The sequence below is a fragment of the Paraburkholderia sp. GAS38 genome (assembly GCF_050434965.1).
GTDB lineage: Bacteria > Pseudomonadota > Gammaproteobacteria > Burkholderiales > Burkholderiaceae > Paraburkholderia > Paraburkholderia phenazinium_A.
Window position 1 is genome coordinate 376,581 of record NZ_JBNDJO010000004.1, and the last position, 15,200, is coordinate 391,780.

Annotated in this window: 14 protein-coding genes; 1 reads left to right on the forward strand and 13 read right to left on the reverse strand. The window is 63.2% G+C overall.

Annotated elements, in window-relative coordinates; all coding sequences use genetic code 11:
* Positions 1 to 21: 21 nt before the first annotated feature.
* The 8 genes from P3T42_RS12090 to P3T42_RS12125 form a co-directional block, all read right to left on the reverse strand.
* The gene (locus P3T42_RS12090) at positions 22 to 1,329 is read right to left on the reverse strand and encodes an MFS transporter (RefSeq protein ID WP_429306158.1); all 1,308 of its coding nucleotides are present in this window, start codon (positions 1,327 to 1,329) and stop codon (positions 22 to 24) included.
* Between the two features lie 396 nt (positions 1,330 to 1,725).
* Positions 1,726 to 1,965, reverse strand: coding sequence for a DUF2442 domain-containing protein (locus tag P3T42_RS12095; RefSeq protein WP_429306159.1), 240 nt, complete (start codon positions 1,963 to 1,965; stop codon positions 1,726 to 1,728).
* A gap of 176 nt (positions 1,966 to 2,141) precedes the next feature.
* On the reverse strand, positions 2,142 to 3,149 hold the full coding sequence (rhaS, locus tag P3T42_RS12100) for a rhamnose ABC transporter substrate-binding protein (protein WP_074295115.1): 1,008 nt from the start codon (positions 3,147 to 3,149) through the stop codon (positions 2,142 to 2,144).
* 85 nt (positions 3,150 to 3,234) lie between these two features.
* The gene (locus P3T42_RS12105) at positions 3,235 to 4,248 is read right to left on the reverse strand and encodes an ABC transporter permease (RefSeq protein WP_429306160.1); all 1,014 of its coding nucleotides are present in this window, start codon (positions 4,246 to 4,248) and stop codon (positions 3,235 to 3,237) included.
* Entirely contained in the window at positions 4,241 to 5,305 is a 1,065-nt protein-coding gene (locus P3T42_RS12110; protein WP_074295112.1) for an ABC transporter permease, read from the reverse strand. The genes P3T42_RS12105 and P3T42_RS12110 overlap by 8 nt, the downstream gene beginning before the upstream one ends.
* Complete coding sequence (locus P3T42_RS12115) at positions 5,302 to 6,831, reverse strand: sugar ABC transporter ATP-binding protein (RefSeq protein WP_429306161.1); 1,530 nt, start codon at positions 6,829 to 6,831, stop codon at positions 5,302 to 5,304. The genes P3T42_RS12110 and P3T42_RS12115 overlap by 4 nt, the downstream gene beginning before the upstream one ends.
* A gap of 60 nt (positions 6,832 to 6,891) precedes the next feature.
* Entirely contained in the window at positions 6,892 to 7,785 is an 894-nt protein-coding gene (locus P3T42_RS12120) for an amidohydrolase family protein (protein ID WP_429306162.1), read from the reverse strand.
* A 69-nt stretch (positions 7,786 to 7,854) separates the two neighbouring features.
* The gene (locus P3T42_RS12125) at positions 7,855 to 8,178 is read right to left on the reverse strand and encodes an L-rhamnose mutarotase (RefSeq protein ID WP_074295107.1); all 324 of its coding nucleotides are present in this window, start codon (positions 8,176 to 8,178) and stop codon (positions 7,855 to 7,857) included.
* Positions 8,179 to 8,373: 195 nt separating this feature from the next.
* Here P3T42_RS12125 and P3T42_RS12130 point away from each other — a divergent pair, with 195 nt between their 5' ends.
* Positions 8,374 to 9,378: a LysR family transcriptional regulator gene (locus P3T42_RS12130; RefSeq protein ID WP_074295105.1), complete on the forward strand. Its 1,005-nt coding sequence runs from the start codon at positions 8,374 to 8,376 to the stop codon at positions 9,376 to 9,378.
* Positions 9,379 to 9,425: 47 nt separating this feature from the next.
* On the opposite strand, the gene P3T42_RS12135 is transcribed toward P3T42_RS12130, so the two are convergent.
* The 5 genes from P3T42_RS12135 to P3T42_RS12155 all read right to left on the reverse strand — a co-directional run bounded on the left by P3T42_RS12135 (position 9,426) and on the right by P3T42_RS12155 (position 14,998).
* Positions 9,426 to 10,208 (reverse strand): SDR family NAD(P)-dependent oxidoreductase, encoded by a 783-nt coding sequence (locus tag P3T42_RS12135; protein ID WP_074297229.1) that lies wholly within the window; start codon positions 10,206 to 10,208, stop codon positions 9,426 to 9,428.
* 47 nt (positions 10,209 to 10,255) lie between these two features.
* Entirely contained in the window at positions 10,256 to 11,434 is a 1,179-nt protein-coding gene (gene rhmD, locus P3T42_RS12140; RefSeq protein ID WP_074295103.1) for an L-rhamnonate dehydratase, read from the reverse strand.
* Positions 11,435 to 11,496: 62 nt separating this feature from the next.
* Complete coding sequence (locus tag P3T42_RS12145; RefSeq protein WP_429306163.1) at positions 11,497 to 12,819, reverse strand: MFS transporter; 1,323 nt, start codon at positions 12,817 to 12,819, stop codon at positions 11,497 to 11,499.
* 38 nt (positions 12,820 to 12,857) lie between these two features.
* The gene (locus tag P3T42_RS12150; RefSeq protein WP_429306164.1) at positions 12,858 to 13,610 is read right to left on the reverse strand and encodes an SDR family NAD(P)-dependent oxidoreductase; all 753 of its coding nucleotides are present in this window, start codon (positions 13,608 to 13,610) and stop codon (positions 12,858 to 12,860) included.
* A gap of 185 nt (positions 13,611 to 13,795) precedes the next feature.
* Entirely contained in the window at positions 13,796 to 14,998 is a 1,203-nt protein-coding gene (locus P3T42_RS12155) for a hypothetical protein (protein WP_429306165.1), read from the reverse strand.
* Between the last annotated feature and the right edge of the window lie 202 nt (positions 14,999 to 15,200).

Consider the following 15,200-nt stretch of genomic DNA (forward strand, 5'->3'; position numbering starts at 1 on the left):
CCGGACCAGCCATCGACTGCGTTATGCGCGCGCTGCGTCGGCAACGTGCGGGACGACATCGGCGGCACGCTGTTGCGGGTCACCCGGTTCCTTCAAAACAAACCACACCACCACGGCCCCGACCAGGTCAAAACAGGCCAGCGCCACGAACAACGGGTCGTAACCGACCAGCGCCACCACCACACCCACCGCCAGCGAAAACAGCGTGGCGCCCGCATAGCCTGCCATCCCGGTCAGGCCGGTCGCGGTGGCGACGTCGTTCTTGCCGAACACATCGGAGGCGAGCGTATAGAGCGCACCCGAGAGCGTCTGGTGGGCAAAGCCGCCAATGCAGAACAGCGCAATCGCCATATACGGGCTGGTGGCAAGACCGATGCACGCCGGTCCGATCATGCAGAGCGAACCCGTGACCACCACCAGCTTGCGCGAGGTGATCAGCGAGGTCTTGAAGCGCTTCTGATACCACGGCGCGAGATAACCGCCCAGCACGCAGCCTATGTCGGCCGCGAGAAACGGCAGCCACGCGAACATGGCGATTTCCTTCAGGTTCATATGACGCACGCTCACCATGTAGAGCGGAATCCAGAAGTTGAAGGTCTGCCATGCCGGCTCGGCCAGAAAGCGCGGAATCGCAATGCCCCAGAAGGCGCGGCGCTTGATGATGGCGCGCCACGAAGGACGTACGGCGCCAGCCGTTTTGTACTGCGCCTCCTGCCCGGCGAGGATGTAGTCGCGCTCGGTATTGGACAGGCGCGGCTGGTCTTTCGGCGCGCGATACAACAGCAGCCACAGGATGCTCCAGACAAGCCCAAGCACGCCGATCGACACGAACGCCATGCGCCAGTTGCCATGCAGCACCCACCAGACCACCAGCGGCGGCGCGATCACGGCGCCAATCGACGAACCGATGTTGAACCAGCCGGTGGCAATGGAACGCTCTTTGGCGGGAAACCATTCGGAGGTGGCCTTCAGGCCGGAGGGAATGCCTGCGGCTTCGGTGAGGCCCAGCATGCCGCGGAACACCGCGAGCGAAATCCAGCCGTTGGCCGTGCCGTGCAGCATGCACGCGCCCGACCATGCAATGGCAAAAATCGCGAAGCCGATCTTGGTGCCGACCACGTCGAGCACATAGCCCGCGATCGGCTGCATCACCATATAAGCGGCCTGAAACGAAGCGACGATATAGGAGTACTGCGCGGTCGAGATGCTCAGCAGCCGGTTCATTTCCGGAGCGGCGACCGCCAGCGAATTGCGCGCAATGTAATTGACGATCAGGCCCGATGTGACGAGTCCGATCATCCACCAGCGCATGCCTCTAACCTTGCCCATTTGCTCCTCCATCCAATATGCCGCCGTGCGCTGACGTGCCGTGTTGTAGGGTGCGCACCATGGGCGCCAAGATAATCAAGCGGAGGAATAGTTGTCAAGCAACATTGAATTGACAGACAATTGCGAAAACTAGATGAGGTTGGATTTGCGTGATATATGGCTGAATTTACGAGAATTTCCGTACAGTACGCGAAAAACCAGAGTCATAGGCGTATACCCTGAACAGGCTTTTGCCATACAACTTGCCGGTGTTGAAGACACGGACGTCTCAGGCGAGGAAGCGCGCGCCACCGCTGGCAGCGATGCGCGGCAGGAAGGAAGAATCCAGACAGCCGGGGATCGCGGCATCGCCAGCAAGCGAGCGAGCCGCGCGCAGAGACCAGACAGGCCGACGACTCAATGCAGCGTGTTTTCGTCCAGCGGCAACAGCAACGCCGTCACGCTCACGTCCTGCTGCAACGCCGGCCAATAGAGCTGCTGCTTGTCGAGCGAAATCGCAAAGCAGTCCCGCTCCATCGGCGTAGCCGACGCCAGGGCAGGAAACTGGGTCAGAGGAAACTGGGCCACCCGGCCGTCGGCCAGATCCAGCACCATAAAGCGTGCATCGAAATGCACATCCACCGCAGCGCCTTTCATGACCGGCTCCTTGAGAGAGGCAAGCCATCCAAGCGTATAGCGCCGAAACCAGGCGTTCAAGAAAGAAAAAGCGGGTACGAGCAGGCCGCACGCACCGGTACTCCAAATAGCAAAAACGCCCCGAAGGGCGTCTTTGCAAGCAACATTTTCTCTCGCGCTACACGCCGCGTTCACGCTCAGAAATTGAAGTTGTCGATATTGCTCGAATCGAACGTAGTCGGCGGTCCAAGGATGATTTCGCCTTGCGGCCCGATCGTGCGCTTGCCGAGCTTGCCGGCATCGAACGACTCGCCTTCCTTGCCGGTAATCGTCCCCGACGCGAGCGCCGCCGCTGCATAAGCTGCCAGATACCCCAGCTGGTTCGGATCCCACAACTGGAACGCCTTCACGGTGCCGTTCTTGACGAAGGCGCGCATCTGGTTCGGTGTGCCCAGACCCGTCACATCCACCTTGCCTTTGCTCGACGACGTCGAGATATAGCGCGCGGCCGCCGCAATCCCCACCGTGGTCGGCGCAACGATCGCCTTCAGATTCGGATAGGCCTGCAACAGGCCCTGCGTCTCGACAAACGACTTCTGGTCGTCGTCGTTACCGTAGGCGATTTTCACCAGCTTGATCTTCGCGTATTCAGGCTTCTTCAGCTCCTCCTGCATCCACTTGATCCAGGTGTTCTGGTTGGTCGCATTCGGCGTCGCCGAGAGAATCGCAAACTCGCCCTCGCCGCCCATCAACTTTGCGACCAGTTGGACCTGCCCGCGTCCAATGCCTTCCGCGTTGGCCTGGTTGACGAACAGTTGCCGTCCATCGGGCGCCGTGTCCGAATCGAAGGTCACGACCTTGATGCCTTGCGACATGGCCTTTTTCAGGTACGGCACGACCGCGTTCGCGTCGTTGGCGGCAATCACGATCGCATCCTGGCGCTGCGTGATCAGCGTGTTGATGTACTGCACCTGCGACGATGCGCCCGCATCCGACGGACCCACCACCTTGCCGACGCCGCCGAATTCCTTGATCGCGGCAAGGCCGCCGTTATCGGCGATCACTTCATACGGGTTGTTGATCTGCTTCGGGATGAAGGCGATCTTCAGGCCGCTTTTGATATCGGCTGCGCCCGCCGCGCAACTGATGCCCAATAGGGCCACGCAGAGCGCGACCGCTCCGGCCTGACGTAGGGGTTTGAACATGAAGTGTCTCCTGGCTGAATAATCGGACGTTAAAGCGTCCGGGTTGTTGATATCAGGAACGGCATACCGTACGGACTCCGTACGGCTATGAAGCAGCAGACTTCGCGATAAAGCGCCGGTCGCGCATCGCGCGCCAGCGGGCCACCAGATTCGGAATCAGCACGGACGCGAGCAGCAGCACGCCGGTCACGATCGTGAGCGTTTCGCTCGAGACGTCATCGAGCGTGAGGGCATTTTTCAGCACGCCGATGATCAGCAGCGACAGCAACACGCCGATCATCGAGCCGCGTCCACCGAAAATGCTCACGCCACCGAACAGCACCGCCGCGATCACCGACAACTCGAAGCCTTCACCGTTGTCGCCGCGCGCGCTGGTAAAGCGCAGTGTGTAGACCACACCGGCGAGAGCGCTCATCGCGCCGGACAGAACAAACAGCCGCAAACGGATCTTCGCCACTTCGATGCCGGAGAAGGTGGCGGCCGTCGGATTCGCGCCGATCGCATAGAGGCTGCGGCCAAACGCGGTGGCCTGCAGCAGCACCGTAAACACCACGGCGCCGACGATCACAATCACAAACGGCAGCGGAATAAAGCTTGCGCCGAGATTGTTCATGCCGAACGCCGTATAGCCCGCCGGAAAATCCGCGACGGCCTGATCGCCGAGCAGCACATAGGCGAGCCCGCGAAACAGCGCGAGCGTGCCGATCGTAACGGCGAGCGAAGGCAGGTTCAGCTTGACGATCACGAGGCCGTTCAGCAGCCCGGCCAAGGCGCCGACAATCAGCACCAGCACGATCACCACGGGCATCGGCAAGCCCATATGCCAGAGCACGCCCATCAGCGCACTCGATGCCCCCAGCACCGACGCCACCGACAGATCGATTTCGGCGGCCACGATGATCAAGGTCATCGGCAAGGCCATCAGCGCGATCTCGGTCAGATCGGCGAGGATGTTGCTGATATTGGCGCCGGTCAGAAACACCGGCGAGAGCACCCGGCCCAGCACCAGCGACAACGCCAGCACGACGACCAGCAGAATTTCCCAGCGCAGCGGCGTCTCGCGTTTGCGGGTCAACAGCGCGGAATCGGGTTTAGCCATGATCGCGTTTCCTCATCATGCGTTTGGCGACGGAGCGGGCCAGCAAGGTATCGGCGGCAATCGCCGCGACGATCAACGCGCCCTGAATGGCCTGTTCCCAGAACGGCGAGACGCGTAGCACCACCAGCGCAATACTGATGACGCCGAGCACCAGCGCACCGAGCGTCGCACCGAGAATGGTGCCGACGCCGCCGGTAATCGCCACGCTGCCGACCACCGCCGCGGCCACGACCTGCAATTCGATGCCTTTGGCCGTGCTCGCGTCGACGGTACCGAAGCGCGCCAGCCACAGCGCGCCCGCGAAGCCCGCAATCGCACCGGACAGCAGAAAGCCCGACATCACGCGCCGCTCCACATTCACGCCGGCCAGACGCGCGGCCTCCGGATTCGAGCCGATCGCATAGTGCTCGCGGCCGGCGCGGAACTGCTTGAGGTAGATCGACAGGCCGATCAGCACCACAATCGCGATCAACGCGAGCGTCGGTACGCCGAGGATCACCCCGGTCGCCAGCCGCGAATACGCATCGGGCAAGCTGGTGGCGTTGATCTGTCCGCCATGCACCCAGGCGTAGTCCGCGCCGCGGAAAATGTAGAGCGTCGACAACGTGGCAACCAGCGACGGCACCCGTCCCACCGCCACCAGCAATGCGTTGATGCCGCCCGCCACCAGACCGATTGCGAGTCCCGCCGCGAGCGCCACGAGCACCGGCATATGGGGAAACGCGACATACAGGCTGCCGACCGCATACGCGCTGACACCGACCGTCGAGCCAACCGACAGGTCGATATGCCGCATCAGGATCACCACCGTCATGCCGGCCGTCAGCAAGCTGATGATCGACACATTCAGCAGCACGTCACGCAGATTCTGCAGATTCAAAAACTGCGGCCGTGCGAGTGCCGTGCCTACGATCAGCAGGATCAGCACGATAAACAGCGTGGTCTCGCGGCTCTTCGCAACCGTGGCGACGAGGCCACCGGTTTTCGCGGCGGAACTTCCGACTACGGGAGGCCGCACCGGCGCCGGATGGGGATGAGTATGAGAGTGGCGCATCATGCGGCGTGCCCTAGTGGGGACACAGGCTGGCCGAGCGCGGCGCCCATGATCCGTTCTTCGTTCGCGTCGGCGCGGGCGATCTCGGCGCTGATCCGTCCTTCGTGCATCACCAGCACGCGGTCGGCCATGCCGAGCACTTCCGGCAGTTCGCTCGAGATCATCAGCACCGCCATGCCGCCCGTGACCAGTTCCGCCAGCGCGCTATACACCTCCGCTTTGGCGCCCACGTCGATACCGCGCGTGGGTTCGTCGATGATCAAGACCTTGGGGTCGGTGGCGAGCCATTTGCCGAGCACCACCTTCTGCTGATTGCCGCCGGACAGCGTGCCGACCGGCGCGTTGGGGTCGCCCGACTTCAACCGCAGCCGCGTACCCCACTGCGCCGCGAGTTGCGTTTCGCTACGCGTGGAGATGAGCCCGTGTTTGACGAGACGTCCCAGCACCGTCATCGACGCATTGCGCGCAATGCTCAGCTCGAGCGCGAGGCCCTGCTGGCGGCGATCTTCCGGCACCAGCGCCAGCCCGGCCCGCACCGCGGCCGCAGGCCGCCCGGTGGCGAGCGGCTTGCCGGCGATCCGGACTTCGCCCGCATCGAGCGGATCGATGCCGAAGATCGCCCGCGCCACTTCGCTGCGCCCGGCGCCCACCAGACCCGCCAGCGCGACGATCTCGCCGGCGCGCACGTCGAACGAAATGTCCTTGAACACGCCAAGCCGCGTCAAGCCGCGCACCGACAAACGCACTTCACCCGGCGTCACATCCGCCTTCGGATAGAAGCTCTCCAGATCGCGCCCGACCATCTTCGCGACGATCGCGGCGGTCGTCAGATCGGTTGTGGGCGCATCGAATACCTTCGCGCCGTCGCGCATGATGGTGACGTGCTGCGTCAGCGCAAACACTTCGTCGAGACGATGGGTGATGAACAGGATCGCCACATCGCGTTCACGCAGCTTGCGCACGATGGCAAAGAGCCGCTCCACCTCGGTCAGAGACAGCGCCGCAGTCGGCTCGTCCATGATCAGCACATTCGCGTTCAGCGAGAGCGCCTTGGCAATCTCGATCACCTGCTGATCCGCAATGGACAGACCGCGCACCAGTTGATCCGCCTGCAGATCGACGCCGAGCGATGCCAGCAGGCCATCCACCTCGCTGCGCATCGCGTCGTACTGGATACGCCCGATGCGGTCCACCGGCTGCCGGCCCATAAAGATGTTCTCGGCAATCGAGAGATCGAAGAACAGCGTCGGTTCCTGATAGATCACCGCAAGACCCGCATCGCGGGCCTCGGCAGGCGTCGCAAAACGGCGCGCCACACCGTCGACCAGAATCTCGCCGGTGTCGGGCTGATGCACGCCGGCGAGGATCTTCACGAGCGTCGATTTGCCCGCGCCGTTCTCGCCGAGCAGCGCATGCACTTCGCCTGGCCACAGCGTGAGGTCGCCATCGGATAACGCACGGACCCTGCCGAACGATTTGCTCGCATGCCGCAGTTCAAGTCGGGGCGCAGCGGTTGTCTGTTCCTGCACTACCTGTCTCCTCCATCGTGCGGCGTCGCAAGCGCGCCGCGTTTTATCGGGGATGCTTTCTCAGATCCGATAGATCCGTTCCGCGTTCCGGCAAAACAGCGCGTCTTTCTCGGCGTCGCTCGCGTCCGCGACAATCGAAGCATAGGCACGCCACAACTCCTCATACGTCCCGAACAAACGATCGACCGGGAAGTTCGACGCAAACATGGCACGCTCGACGCCGAACGTGTCGAGCGTCTCCAGCACGTAAGGACGCAGGCTTTCGACCGACCACTTGTGATCGAACATCGCCAACCCACTGATTTTCACGGCCACGTTGGCACAGCCGGCCAGTTGCCGCATGCCCTCGCGCCACGCGCGATAGCCCACCACGCTGTTGCGGTCCACGAACATGCCCGCGTGATTGACGATGAACTGCGTATCGGCATGAGCGCGGGCCAGCGCGACGGCCTCGTCCATCTGCGACGGATACAGTTGCAGATCGAACGACAGGTTATAGCGGCGCAGCAAGCCGAAATTCTCGCGCCACACGGAATCGCGCATCAGATGGCGCCCGATGTAATCGAACAGCTTCTTCTCATGCACATTCAGAATCTGGCGAATGCCGCGCGTATTCGCAAAGGCCGCGTGCGCTTCGAGCACCTGTGCGGCATTGGGCGCCGCGAGATCCGCCGCCGCGACGATGCCGTTCGGCATGCCGCGCGAACCCGCTTCGCTCGCAAGCTGCTGCAACCAGCGCGTCTCTTCGACCGGATCGACCGGATCGTGATTCGCCTCGACATGCACCACCTTCAGAATCTCGATCGCGCCGGCTTCGCCCAGCAGATCGGCCAGCAGATAGTCGTGCTTCAACTCGCGCGCGTCACCGACGAACGACACGCCCGGATTCGCGAGCCAAGGGTAGTGATGTGTCTTCAGATCCCACAGATGAATGTGCGGGTCGATAACTTGCATGGGGCATGTCTCCTTGCATCAGCCTCAATCAACCACAGTGCAGCTTCAATGAGCCTCGCGTCGATCGGATCAAGCCGGCGCGTGCAAACGAAACACCGGCTCCAGCGCCTCCTGCAAAGGCGTGTGATCCGGGGCGGTCTGCATGATGTCGGCCATGTAATCCCACCATTTGCGCATGACGTCGAGCTCGGGCAAACGGTCCATGTGATGATCGCCGGTGCGCGTCAGGATGGCGAACAGGTGATGGGTCCCGGCATCGAAGAAGATGCGGTAATCGCGCACGCCGGCCTGATGCAGCGCATCAACCAGCTCAGGCCAGATCTGCTGATGCCGGCGCTCGTATTCCTCGCGCATGCCGGGGTTGAGCACCATCCGGAAAGCGATTGTCTCCATGGCGGCCTGTCTCCAGTCCTTGTGATTCGTATGTCGGAGCGCTTTCTGGGTGAAGCGCCTGATCGGACTATAATTCCTGGATCGATAGCATCTCAATCCGTTGTTGGGATTGGGCGATCCAGAAACCGAATCGCACGACCGCCTTCGCATCGGCCACCGCACGTGCCAACCCGCCCTTCCCACCGCATCAGCCCCATGAGCCAGAACGCCGCTACCGTCGCCCTCGTCAACCGGCTCAAATTCAAGCACCTGGCGCTGCTGGTCGCGCTCGACGATGCACGCAACCTTCATCAAGCCGCCGACGCCGTCAACGTCGCCCAGCCCAGCGCATCCCGCATGCTGGGAGATATCGAAGAAGCGTTCGGCTTCCTGCTCTTCGAGCGCAACGCGCGCGGCATGACGCCCACGCCGCTCGGTGTCGTCACCCTCGCCTATGCGCGGCGCGCGCTGGCGGAACTGACCCGCTTCGCCGAAGACCTCGACGTCAAGCGCAAGGGCGGACACGGCCAGTTGACCGTCGGCGCCATCATGGGCGCCGCGCCCGACCTGCTGGCCATGGCGGTTGCGACGTTGAAGACCGAGCGGCCGCTGCTGAATGTGCGCATCCTCGGCGAAACCAGCGATCAGGTCGTCCAGTTGCTGCACCGCCGCGAAGTGGATCTGGCGCTCGGCCGGCTCACCCATCCTCTCCAGCACAACGATTTCAGCTTCGAGCCGCTGGCGCGCGAGACCCTGCTGCTGGTGGTGCGCACCGCTCATCCGCTGGCGCAGCGCACCTCCATCACGTTGCGCGAACTGATCGACTGGCCGTGGGTCGCGCAACCGCTCACCAGTCCGGCGCGCGTGCTGTTCGAAGAAGAACTGGCCCGCGCGGGACTCGCGACGCCGGTCAACCTGACCGAATGCGCGTCGATCTTCGCGACCCTGCAATTGCTTGAAAACTACGATGCCGTGGCGATGCTGCCCGAGTCCGTGGTGCGCGATCATGTGCGCGGCAAACTGCTGGTGGCGCTGCCGGTCGAAATCGGCAAGAGCCTCGCGGGTTTCGGCATCCTCACGCGCAAGGAAGAACCGCTCGCCGAACCGGCGCTGCATTTCATCGACCTGCTGCGCAGCGTCTCGCACCAGCTTGCCCGCGATGCCACCGTCCAACCGCATGCCGCGGCCACCGGCGATGCCGTGCCACTTTCGGCTCATTAAGCCGCTTATTGAGCCGCGCATCGATCCACGCACCGCGCCGCGCGTGTTCACTGCAGGTTGACGAACAGGCCGCCGTCCACCAGCAACGCCGCGCCCGTCACATAGCGGGCCCGGTCCGAGGCGAGGAATACTACGCAGTCCGCGACATCCTCGGGACGTCCCAGGCGTCCTAACGGAATGCGTTTTTCGAAGTAGGCTTTCTTCGCTTCGTCGGCGAGATCCTCGGCGTTCAGATCCGTCGCGATGGTGCCCGGCATCACCGAGTTGCAGCGAATCCCGTACGGCCCCAACGCCACCGCGCACGATTGCATCAGCGAATGCACACCGGCCTTGGTGGGCGTGTAATGCGTCTGCATGCCGCCGCCCACCAGCGCGCTAATCGAACTGGTCGCGACAATCGCCCCGCCTGTTCCTTGCGCTTTCATCTGCTGCGCCGCGGCCTGGGTCACGAAGAAGGCGCCGTTCAGGTTCACCGCGACAGTCGTCTCCAGCACCTCGGGTGGCATGTCGAGAAACGCATGGAACGGACAGATGCCTGCATTGCTCGCCAGCACGTCGACCTTGCCGAAGGCCTCCACCGTACGCTTCACCAGTTCCGCACCGGTCTCGCGCGCCGCGACGTTGCCTTCCACCGCTATCGCCCGCCGCCCGAGCCCTTCGATTTCAGCCAGCACTTCTTCGACGGCCGAGCGGCGTCCGTACGATGCGTCGTTATCGCCCCAGTAGTTGATCGCCACGTCGGCGCCGTCGCGTGCGCAAGCCACGGCGATGGCCCGGCCAATGCCGCGCGAGCCGCCTGTCACGATCACGACCTTGTCCTTGAGCAGCACTTGTTTCTCCTTGATCGATTGAGCCATCGCGCCCTTCAGTTCACCGCTTAACGCGGATACGGCCGCACCAGCGCACATTCCGGATTGAGCCGCACGCCGAAGCCCGGTGTGTCCGGCACCTTCATCCGGCCGTTGACGGGCACCGGTTCGTCGAGCAGCAAAGGCGTGAACATCGGCACCACTTCGTCGGCCTTCGGCGCCATCATCAGAAACTCCGCGAACGGCGAGTTGTGACGCGTGACGACGAAGTGATAGCTGTACACCGACGAGCCGTGCGGCACCACCATCACATTGTGCGCATCGGCCAGCGCGGAAATCTTGATCAGTTCGGTGATGCCGCCGCACCAGCCAACGTCCGGCTGGATCAGATCGCAGCAGTTCATTTCCAGCAGCATGCGAAAGCCCCAGCGCGTCGCTTCGTGTTCGCCCGTCGAGACCATCATGCCGCGCGGCACGTTGCGGCGCAGTTCGGCGTAACCCCAGTAGTCGTCCGGCGGCAGCGCCTCTTCGATCCATTTCAGGCCGTACTCGTGCGCCGCTTGCGCGAGACGCGTCGCATACGGCACGTCGAGACTCATCCAGCAGTCGTACATCAGCCAGAAGTCGTCGCCGACGCGGCTGCGCATCTCGGCGAGACGCTCGAGGTTCTTCTTGAGCCCCGCCTCTCCTTCAGCCGGGCCGTGTTGCAAAGGCAGCTTGCCGCCGATAAAGCCCATTTCCCTGGCCAGATCGGGCCGCGCGCCGGTCGCATAGAACACCAGCTCGTCGCGCACCGGACCGCCCAGCAGTTGATACACGGGCTCCTTGCGGACCTTGGCGAGCAGATCCCACAGGGCGAGATCGACCCCGGAGATCGTATTCAGCACCACGCCCTTGCGGCCATAGTAAAGCGTGGAGAAATACATCTGATCCCACATCTTCTCGATGTCGGTGACGAGCTGGCCTTCGAGGAAACGCGCCAGATGCTTCTCGACGATAAACGCGCCGATCTCGCCGCCGGTCGTCACCGCGAAGCCGACGGTGCCGTCGCTCGCTTCGATCTCGACCACCAGTGTGCCCAGCACATTGATGCCGAACGACTGGCGGCTTTGCCGGTATTCCGGGTAGCGCGCCATCGGCGTCGAGATGTGATCGTCGATCCAGTGACCGTCGGGCTGGTCGTGATAATCCGCGCCGCCGCCACGGACGATAAAGGCACGCACGTGCTTGATAGTAGGCATGGCCATAAGAAAGGCTCCGTTTTTAGTGCAGTAAAGCGCGGCCGTCGATGCGTGGCGGGCGCGGTGTCTCAGTGATGGATGAGCGGCGTCAGCGCGTCCGCCGCGATGACGCGCTCGTGGCGAAACAGCGTGCCGATCAGCAGCGCCGCCAGCAGGCTCGCTGCGCCGAGCACCAGCAGACCCGCCGAGGTCGAAGCAAACGTGTGGTCGGCCGCGGTACGCAGCGACGGCGCGATAAAGCCGCCCAGGCCGCCGAGCGAGTTGATCAGCGCAATGCCGCCCGCAGCCGCTGCGCCCGTCAGATAGCGGGTGGGAAACGTCCAGAACAGCGGCTGTGCGGCGATAAATCCGCTCGCGGCACAACAAAGCGCAGCGAGCCCCAGCAATGGACTGTGGGCGAGACCGGAAACGCCGATGCCGAGTCCGGCGAGCACCAGCAGCGCGACGGCCGAGCGACGATGCCCGCCGGTACGATCCGCGCGGCGCGGCACGATCCAGGTCACCACGAGCGCGCACAGCCACGGCAAGGCCGCGACGAGTCCGACGCGCAGGCCCACGGCGGTGCCCAGCAACGCGGCGACCTGTTGCGGCAGATAGAAGATCACGCCGTACACGCTCATCTGGATCAGCAGATAGATCGCCGACAGACCCAGCACGCGGCGATCGAGCAGCGCAGCCAGCGTGTTGCGGGGTCCATGGGCGGAGGCATCGCGGGCGTTGGCGTCGAGTGCCGCGCGCAAGGTGGTGCGTTGCGCGTCATCGAGCCAGCGCGCGTCTTCGGGACGGTTGTCCAGATACCAGAAGGCCCACACGCCGACCGCGGTCGCCATGCCGCCTTCGATCAGGAACAGCCACTGCCAGCCGGCCAGACCCGCCGTTCCGTGCAATTCGAGCAGCAGACCCGAGAGCGGACTGCCGAAGATAAACGCGAGCGGCGCGCCGAAATAGAACACGCCGACCGCACGCGCGCGGGCCGACTGCGGAAACCAGTGGGTGAGGTAATAGATCACGCCCGGAAAAAAACCGGCTTCCGCGACGCCGAGCAGAAAGCGCACTGCGTAAAATGCCGTGGGCGTGTGGGCAAAGCACAGGGAAGCCGACACCAGCCCCCACGTCACCATGATCCGGCACATCCACGCACGGGCGCCGACCCGATGCAGCAGCAGATTGCTTGGCACTTCGAACAATGCATAGCCGATGAAAAACACGCCGGCGCCGAAAGCAAACGCGGCATTCGACAAGCCGGTATCGTGCTGCAGCGCTTTTTGCGCGAAGCCGATATTGGCGCGATCGAGAAAGGCCAGCACGTACATCAGCAGGAGAAACGGCAATAGCCGCCGCATCACCTTGCTGTTGATCGCCTCGAGGGAAGCGGGCGAATCCGGATTCATGGCGTCTCCTTTGTCGACCGTCTGTGCTGATGTCCGCCTCAGTAAGTCGCGCGCCCACCGGACAGATCGAACACCGACCCCGTGCTGAACGCACAGTCTTCCGACGCCAGCCACAAGATCAGCGAGGCCGCCTCTTCGGGCAACAGGAAACGGTTCATGGGAATCTTCGAGAGCATGTAGTCGATATGCTGCTGCGACATCGAATCGAAGATCTCGGTTTTAGCCGCCGCAGGCGTCACCGCATTGACGAGGATGTTTTTGGTGGCGAGTTCTTTGCCGAGCGATTTGGTGAGCCCAATCAGGCCGGCCTTCGACGCGCTGTAGTGCGACGCATTCGGATTGCCCTCCTTGCCGGCCACCGAAGCGATATTGACGATCCGGCCATAGCCCTGCTTGAGCATCTGCGGCACGACCGCGCGGCAGGTCAGATACGGCCCGATCAGATTCACGTCGATCACGCGCCGCCACACGTCCGGCTCCAGTTCCCACGTGGTGCCGTTGCCGCCGGTGATGCCGGCGCAGTTGATCAGCACGTCGATCGTGCCGTGCGCGGCGAGGGTTTGCGCGACCGCATCAGCCACCGAAGTTTCATCCGTCAGTTCGACGATCGCCGACGACACCTTGCCCAGTTCCGCCAGCTCGCGCTGGCTGCGCTCGAGGCGCTCTGCGTCGACATCCCAGAGCGCGACCGAGGCGCCCGAGTTCAGCGCGCGTTGCGCCACTGCATAGCCAATGCCGCGCGCGCCGCCGGTAATGACAACGGCACGCCCCTCCAGATCGATTCGGTTCATCGCTTGTCTCGCTTCCATGACTGGGCTCGCGCCGCGTCACGGTAATGGTTGTGTTGGTGTCAGCCAATATACGGCGTGGCCGATACCTGAACAATTCGAGTATTGGAAGGTGCGATAACAAATGCGGATCGAACGAAGCGAACAGCGCCGCGCGTCAGGGGAATCCCTGGATGCCGTGTGGCAGCCTAAGCCTGACTGAACCGCGTACACCACGACCGGAACAGACGCTCGTCGGGAAATGCCGTGACCTCATAGCGCACGGGCAGATCGTCAGTGGGCTTCAGCAGATGCCCACACTCCTTGACCAGTTCGGACCATGGCACGTAGGCGGTCTGCTTCGGCTCCTGGCGGAACAGCACGACCGTGTCCGTCGCCGGCAGCAACGCGTGCACACCCTGGGTCCATACGCAGAGACTGAATATCCCGCCGGCGTGCCGTTTAACCACGGTGTACTGGGCGACAAAAATATCGAGGCCCGTCCGGCTATGCATGTCGTTCAGGAGCTTCTGCTGATCGTGGTAGTCACCGGCCAGCTCGTTGAATCGAAGCTCGCTGAGTTTCGGCTCGAGCTCCGCGGGCACGAAGCGTTGCCATACGGCTCCGTCCCATCGCAGCATCAACGGTGGCAGGGCGCGAGGCTGGGCAAGCGCCTCCTCCGCGATCTGCACCATCGTGGCGAGGCCCGCGGTGTTCCGGTCGCCGGTCAAAAGCAGGACGGTGCGGTTCGGCGCCATCACCACCGGCGCCCCGGAAATATTCTGTCTGTGCAGCAGATCGGGCAGCAACAGACGCGCGGCGTCGTAGTGATCGCCGAATTGGGAAGCGAGGACACCGTCTCTCAATGCCACGAACGGCTTCGACGATTCGCCCCGGAGATTGTCGAGCGCGATGTCGTAAGCCTCGTCGAACGTCGTGTTCCACTCCCTCAGTTTGGCTTGCGTGAGCCTCATGATGTTCAAATCGCCGTCGTAGGCCACACCGATTTCCAGGTTCTCGCAGAGCGGCCGGAACGCAATATCGAACCGCGATGAACTGCCCTGGGTCTGCAGGTAGGTCACGCCGCGCTCGGTGGCGCTGCGGATCACCGGCCGCAGGCGAGCTCGTGCGTCGGCAAACAGCGCGGGCATGGCATGCCGGATCATGCCGCCGGTTTGACGCTTGAGGACGTCCTTGCGCTCTGCCGGCCTCGCCTGCAGATACTCCCGGTACATGTTGGGCAGATTGATGAAGTTGAAGCCTTCGCCGTTGCCGGACGTCGTCGGCACGAGCCGGTTCTGGCTCTTGTCGTACTCCCACGAGCGCGTATCGCCTGACGCGCGTAAGCCTGTGATGAACAGCTCGGCAAATTTCTGCTCGGATGGTTTGCGAAAGCGGTCCAGAAAGCGCATGGATTGGGGTCGATGAGTGTGGGTGGTCAGTCAATACGCATACAGCATGCATATGCGCGTTGCGGCGTGACGGTCGTTCGTCTCTTTGCCGTTTATCGGCCGGATACCCGAAGGACTTGAGAAAGGCGGACGCAACTCGATCTGGCAGTGCCGCCTGCCGATCCCATGGGTCTCCCGTGCGCAAACAAACGGCATCCGCCCC

Bases quoted from the DNA above. Each gene is read 5' to 3' on its own strand.
- P3T42_RS12090 (WP_429306158.1), bottom strand. From the start codon at position 1,329: ATGGGCAAGGTTAGAGGCATGCGCTGGTGGATGATCGGACTCGTCACA.
- P3T42_RS12095 (WP_429306159.1), bottom strand. From the start codon at position 1,965: ATGAAAGGCGCTGCGGTGGATGTGCATTTCGATGCACGCTTTATGGTG.
- rhaS (WP_074295115.1), bottom strand. From the start codon at position 3,149: ATGTTCAAACCCCTACGTCAGGCCGGAGCGGTCGCGCTCTGCGTGGCC.
- P3T42_RS12105 (WP_429306160.1), bottom strand. From the start codon at position 4,248: ATGGCTAAACCCGATTCCGCGCTGTTGACCCGCAAACGCGAGACGCCG.
- P3T42_RS12110 (WP_074295112.1), bottom strand. From the start codon at position 5,305: ATGATGCGCCACTCTCATACTCATCCCCATCCGGCGCCGGTGCGGCCT.
- P3T42_RS12120 (WP_429306162.1), bottom strand. From the start codon at position 7,785: ATGCAAGTTATCGACCCGCACATTCATCTGTGGGATCTGAAGACACAT.
- P3T42_RS12125 (WP_074295107.1), bottom strand. From the start codon at position 8,178: ATGGAGACAATCGCTTTCCGGATGGTGCTCAACCCCGGCATGCGCGAG.
- P3T42_RS12130 (WP_074295105.1), top strand. From the start codon at position 8,374: ATGAGCCAGAACGCCGCTACCGTCGCCCTCGTCAACCGGCTCAAATTC.
- rhmD (WP_074295103.1), bottom strand. From the start codon at position 11,434: ATGGCCATGCCTACTATCAAGCACGTGCGTGCCTTTATCGTCCGTGGC.
- P3T42_RS12145 (WP_429306163.1), bottom strand. From the start codon at position 12,819: ATGAATCCGGATTCGCCCGCTTCCCTCGAGGCGATCAACAGCAAGGTG.
- P3T42_RS12150 (WP_429306164.1), bottom strand. From the start codon at position 13,610: ATGAACCGAATCGATCTGGAGGGGCGTGCCGTTGTCATTACCGGCGGC.
- P3T42_RS12155 (WP_429306165.1), bottom strand. From the start codon at position 14,998: ATGCGCTTTCTGGACCGCTTTCGCAAACCATCCGAGCAGAAATTTGCC.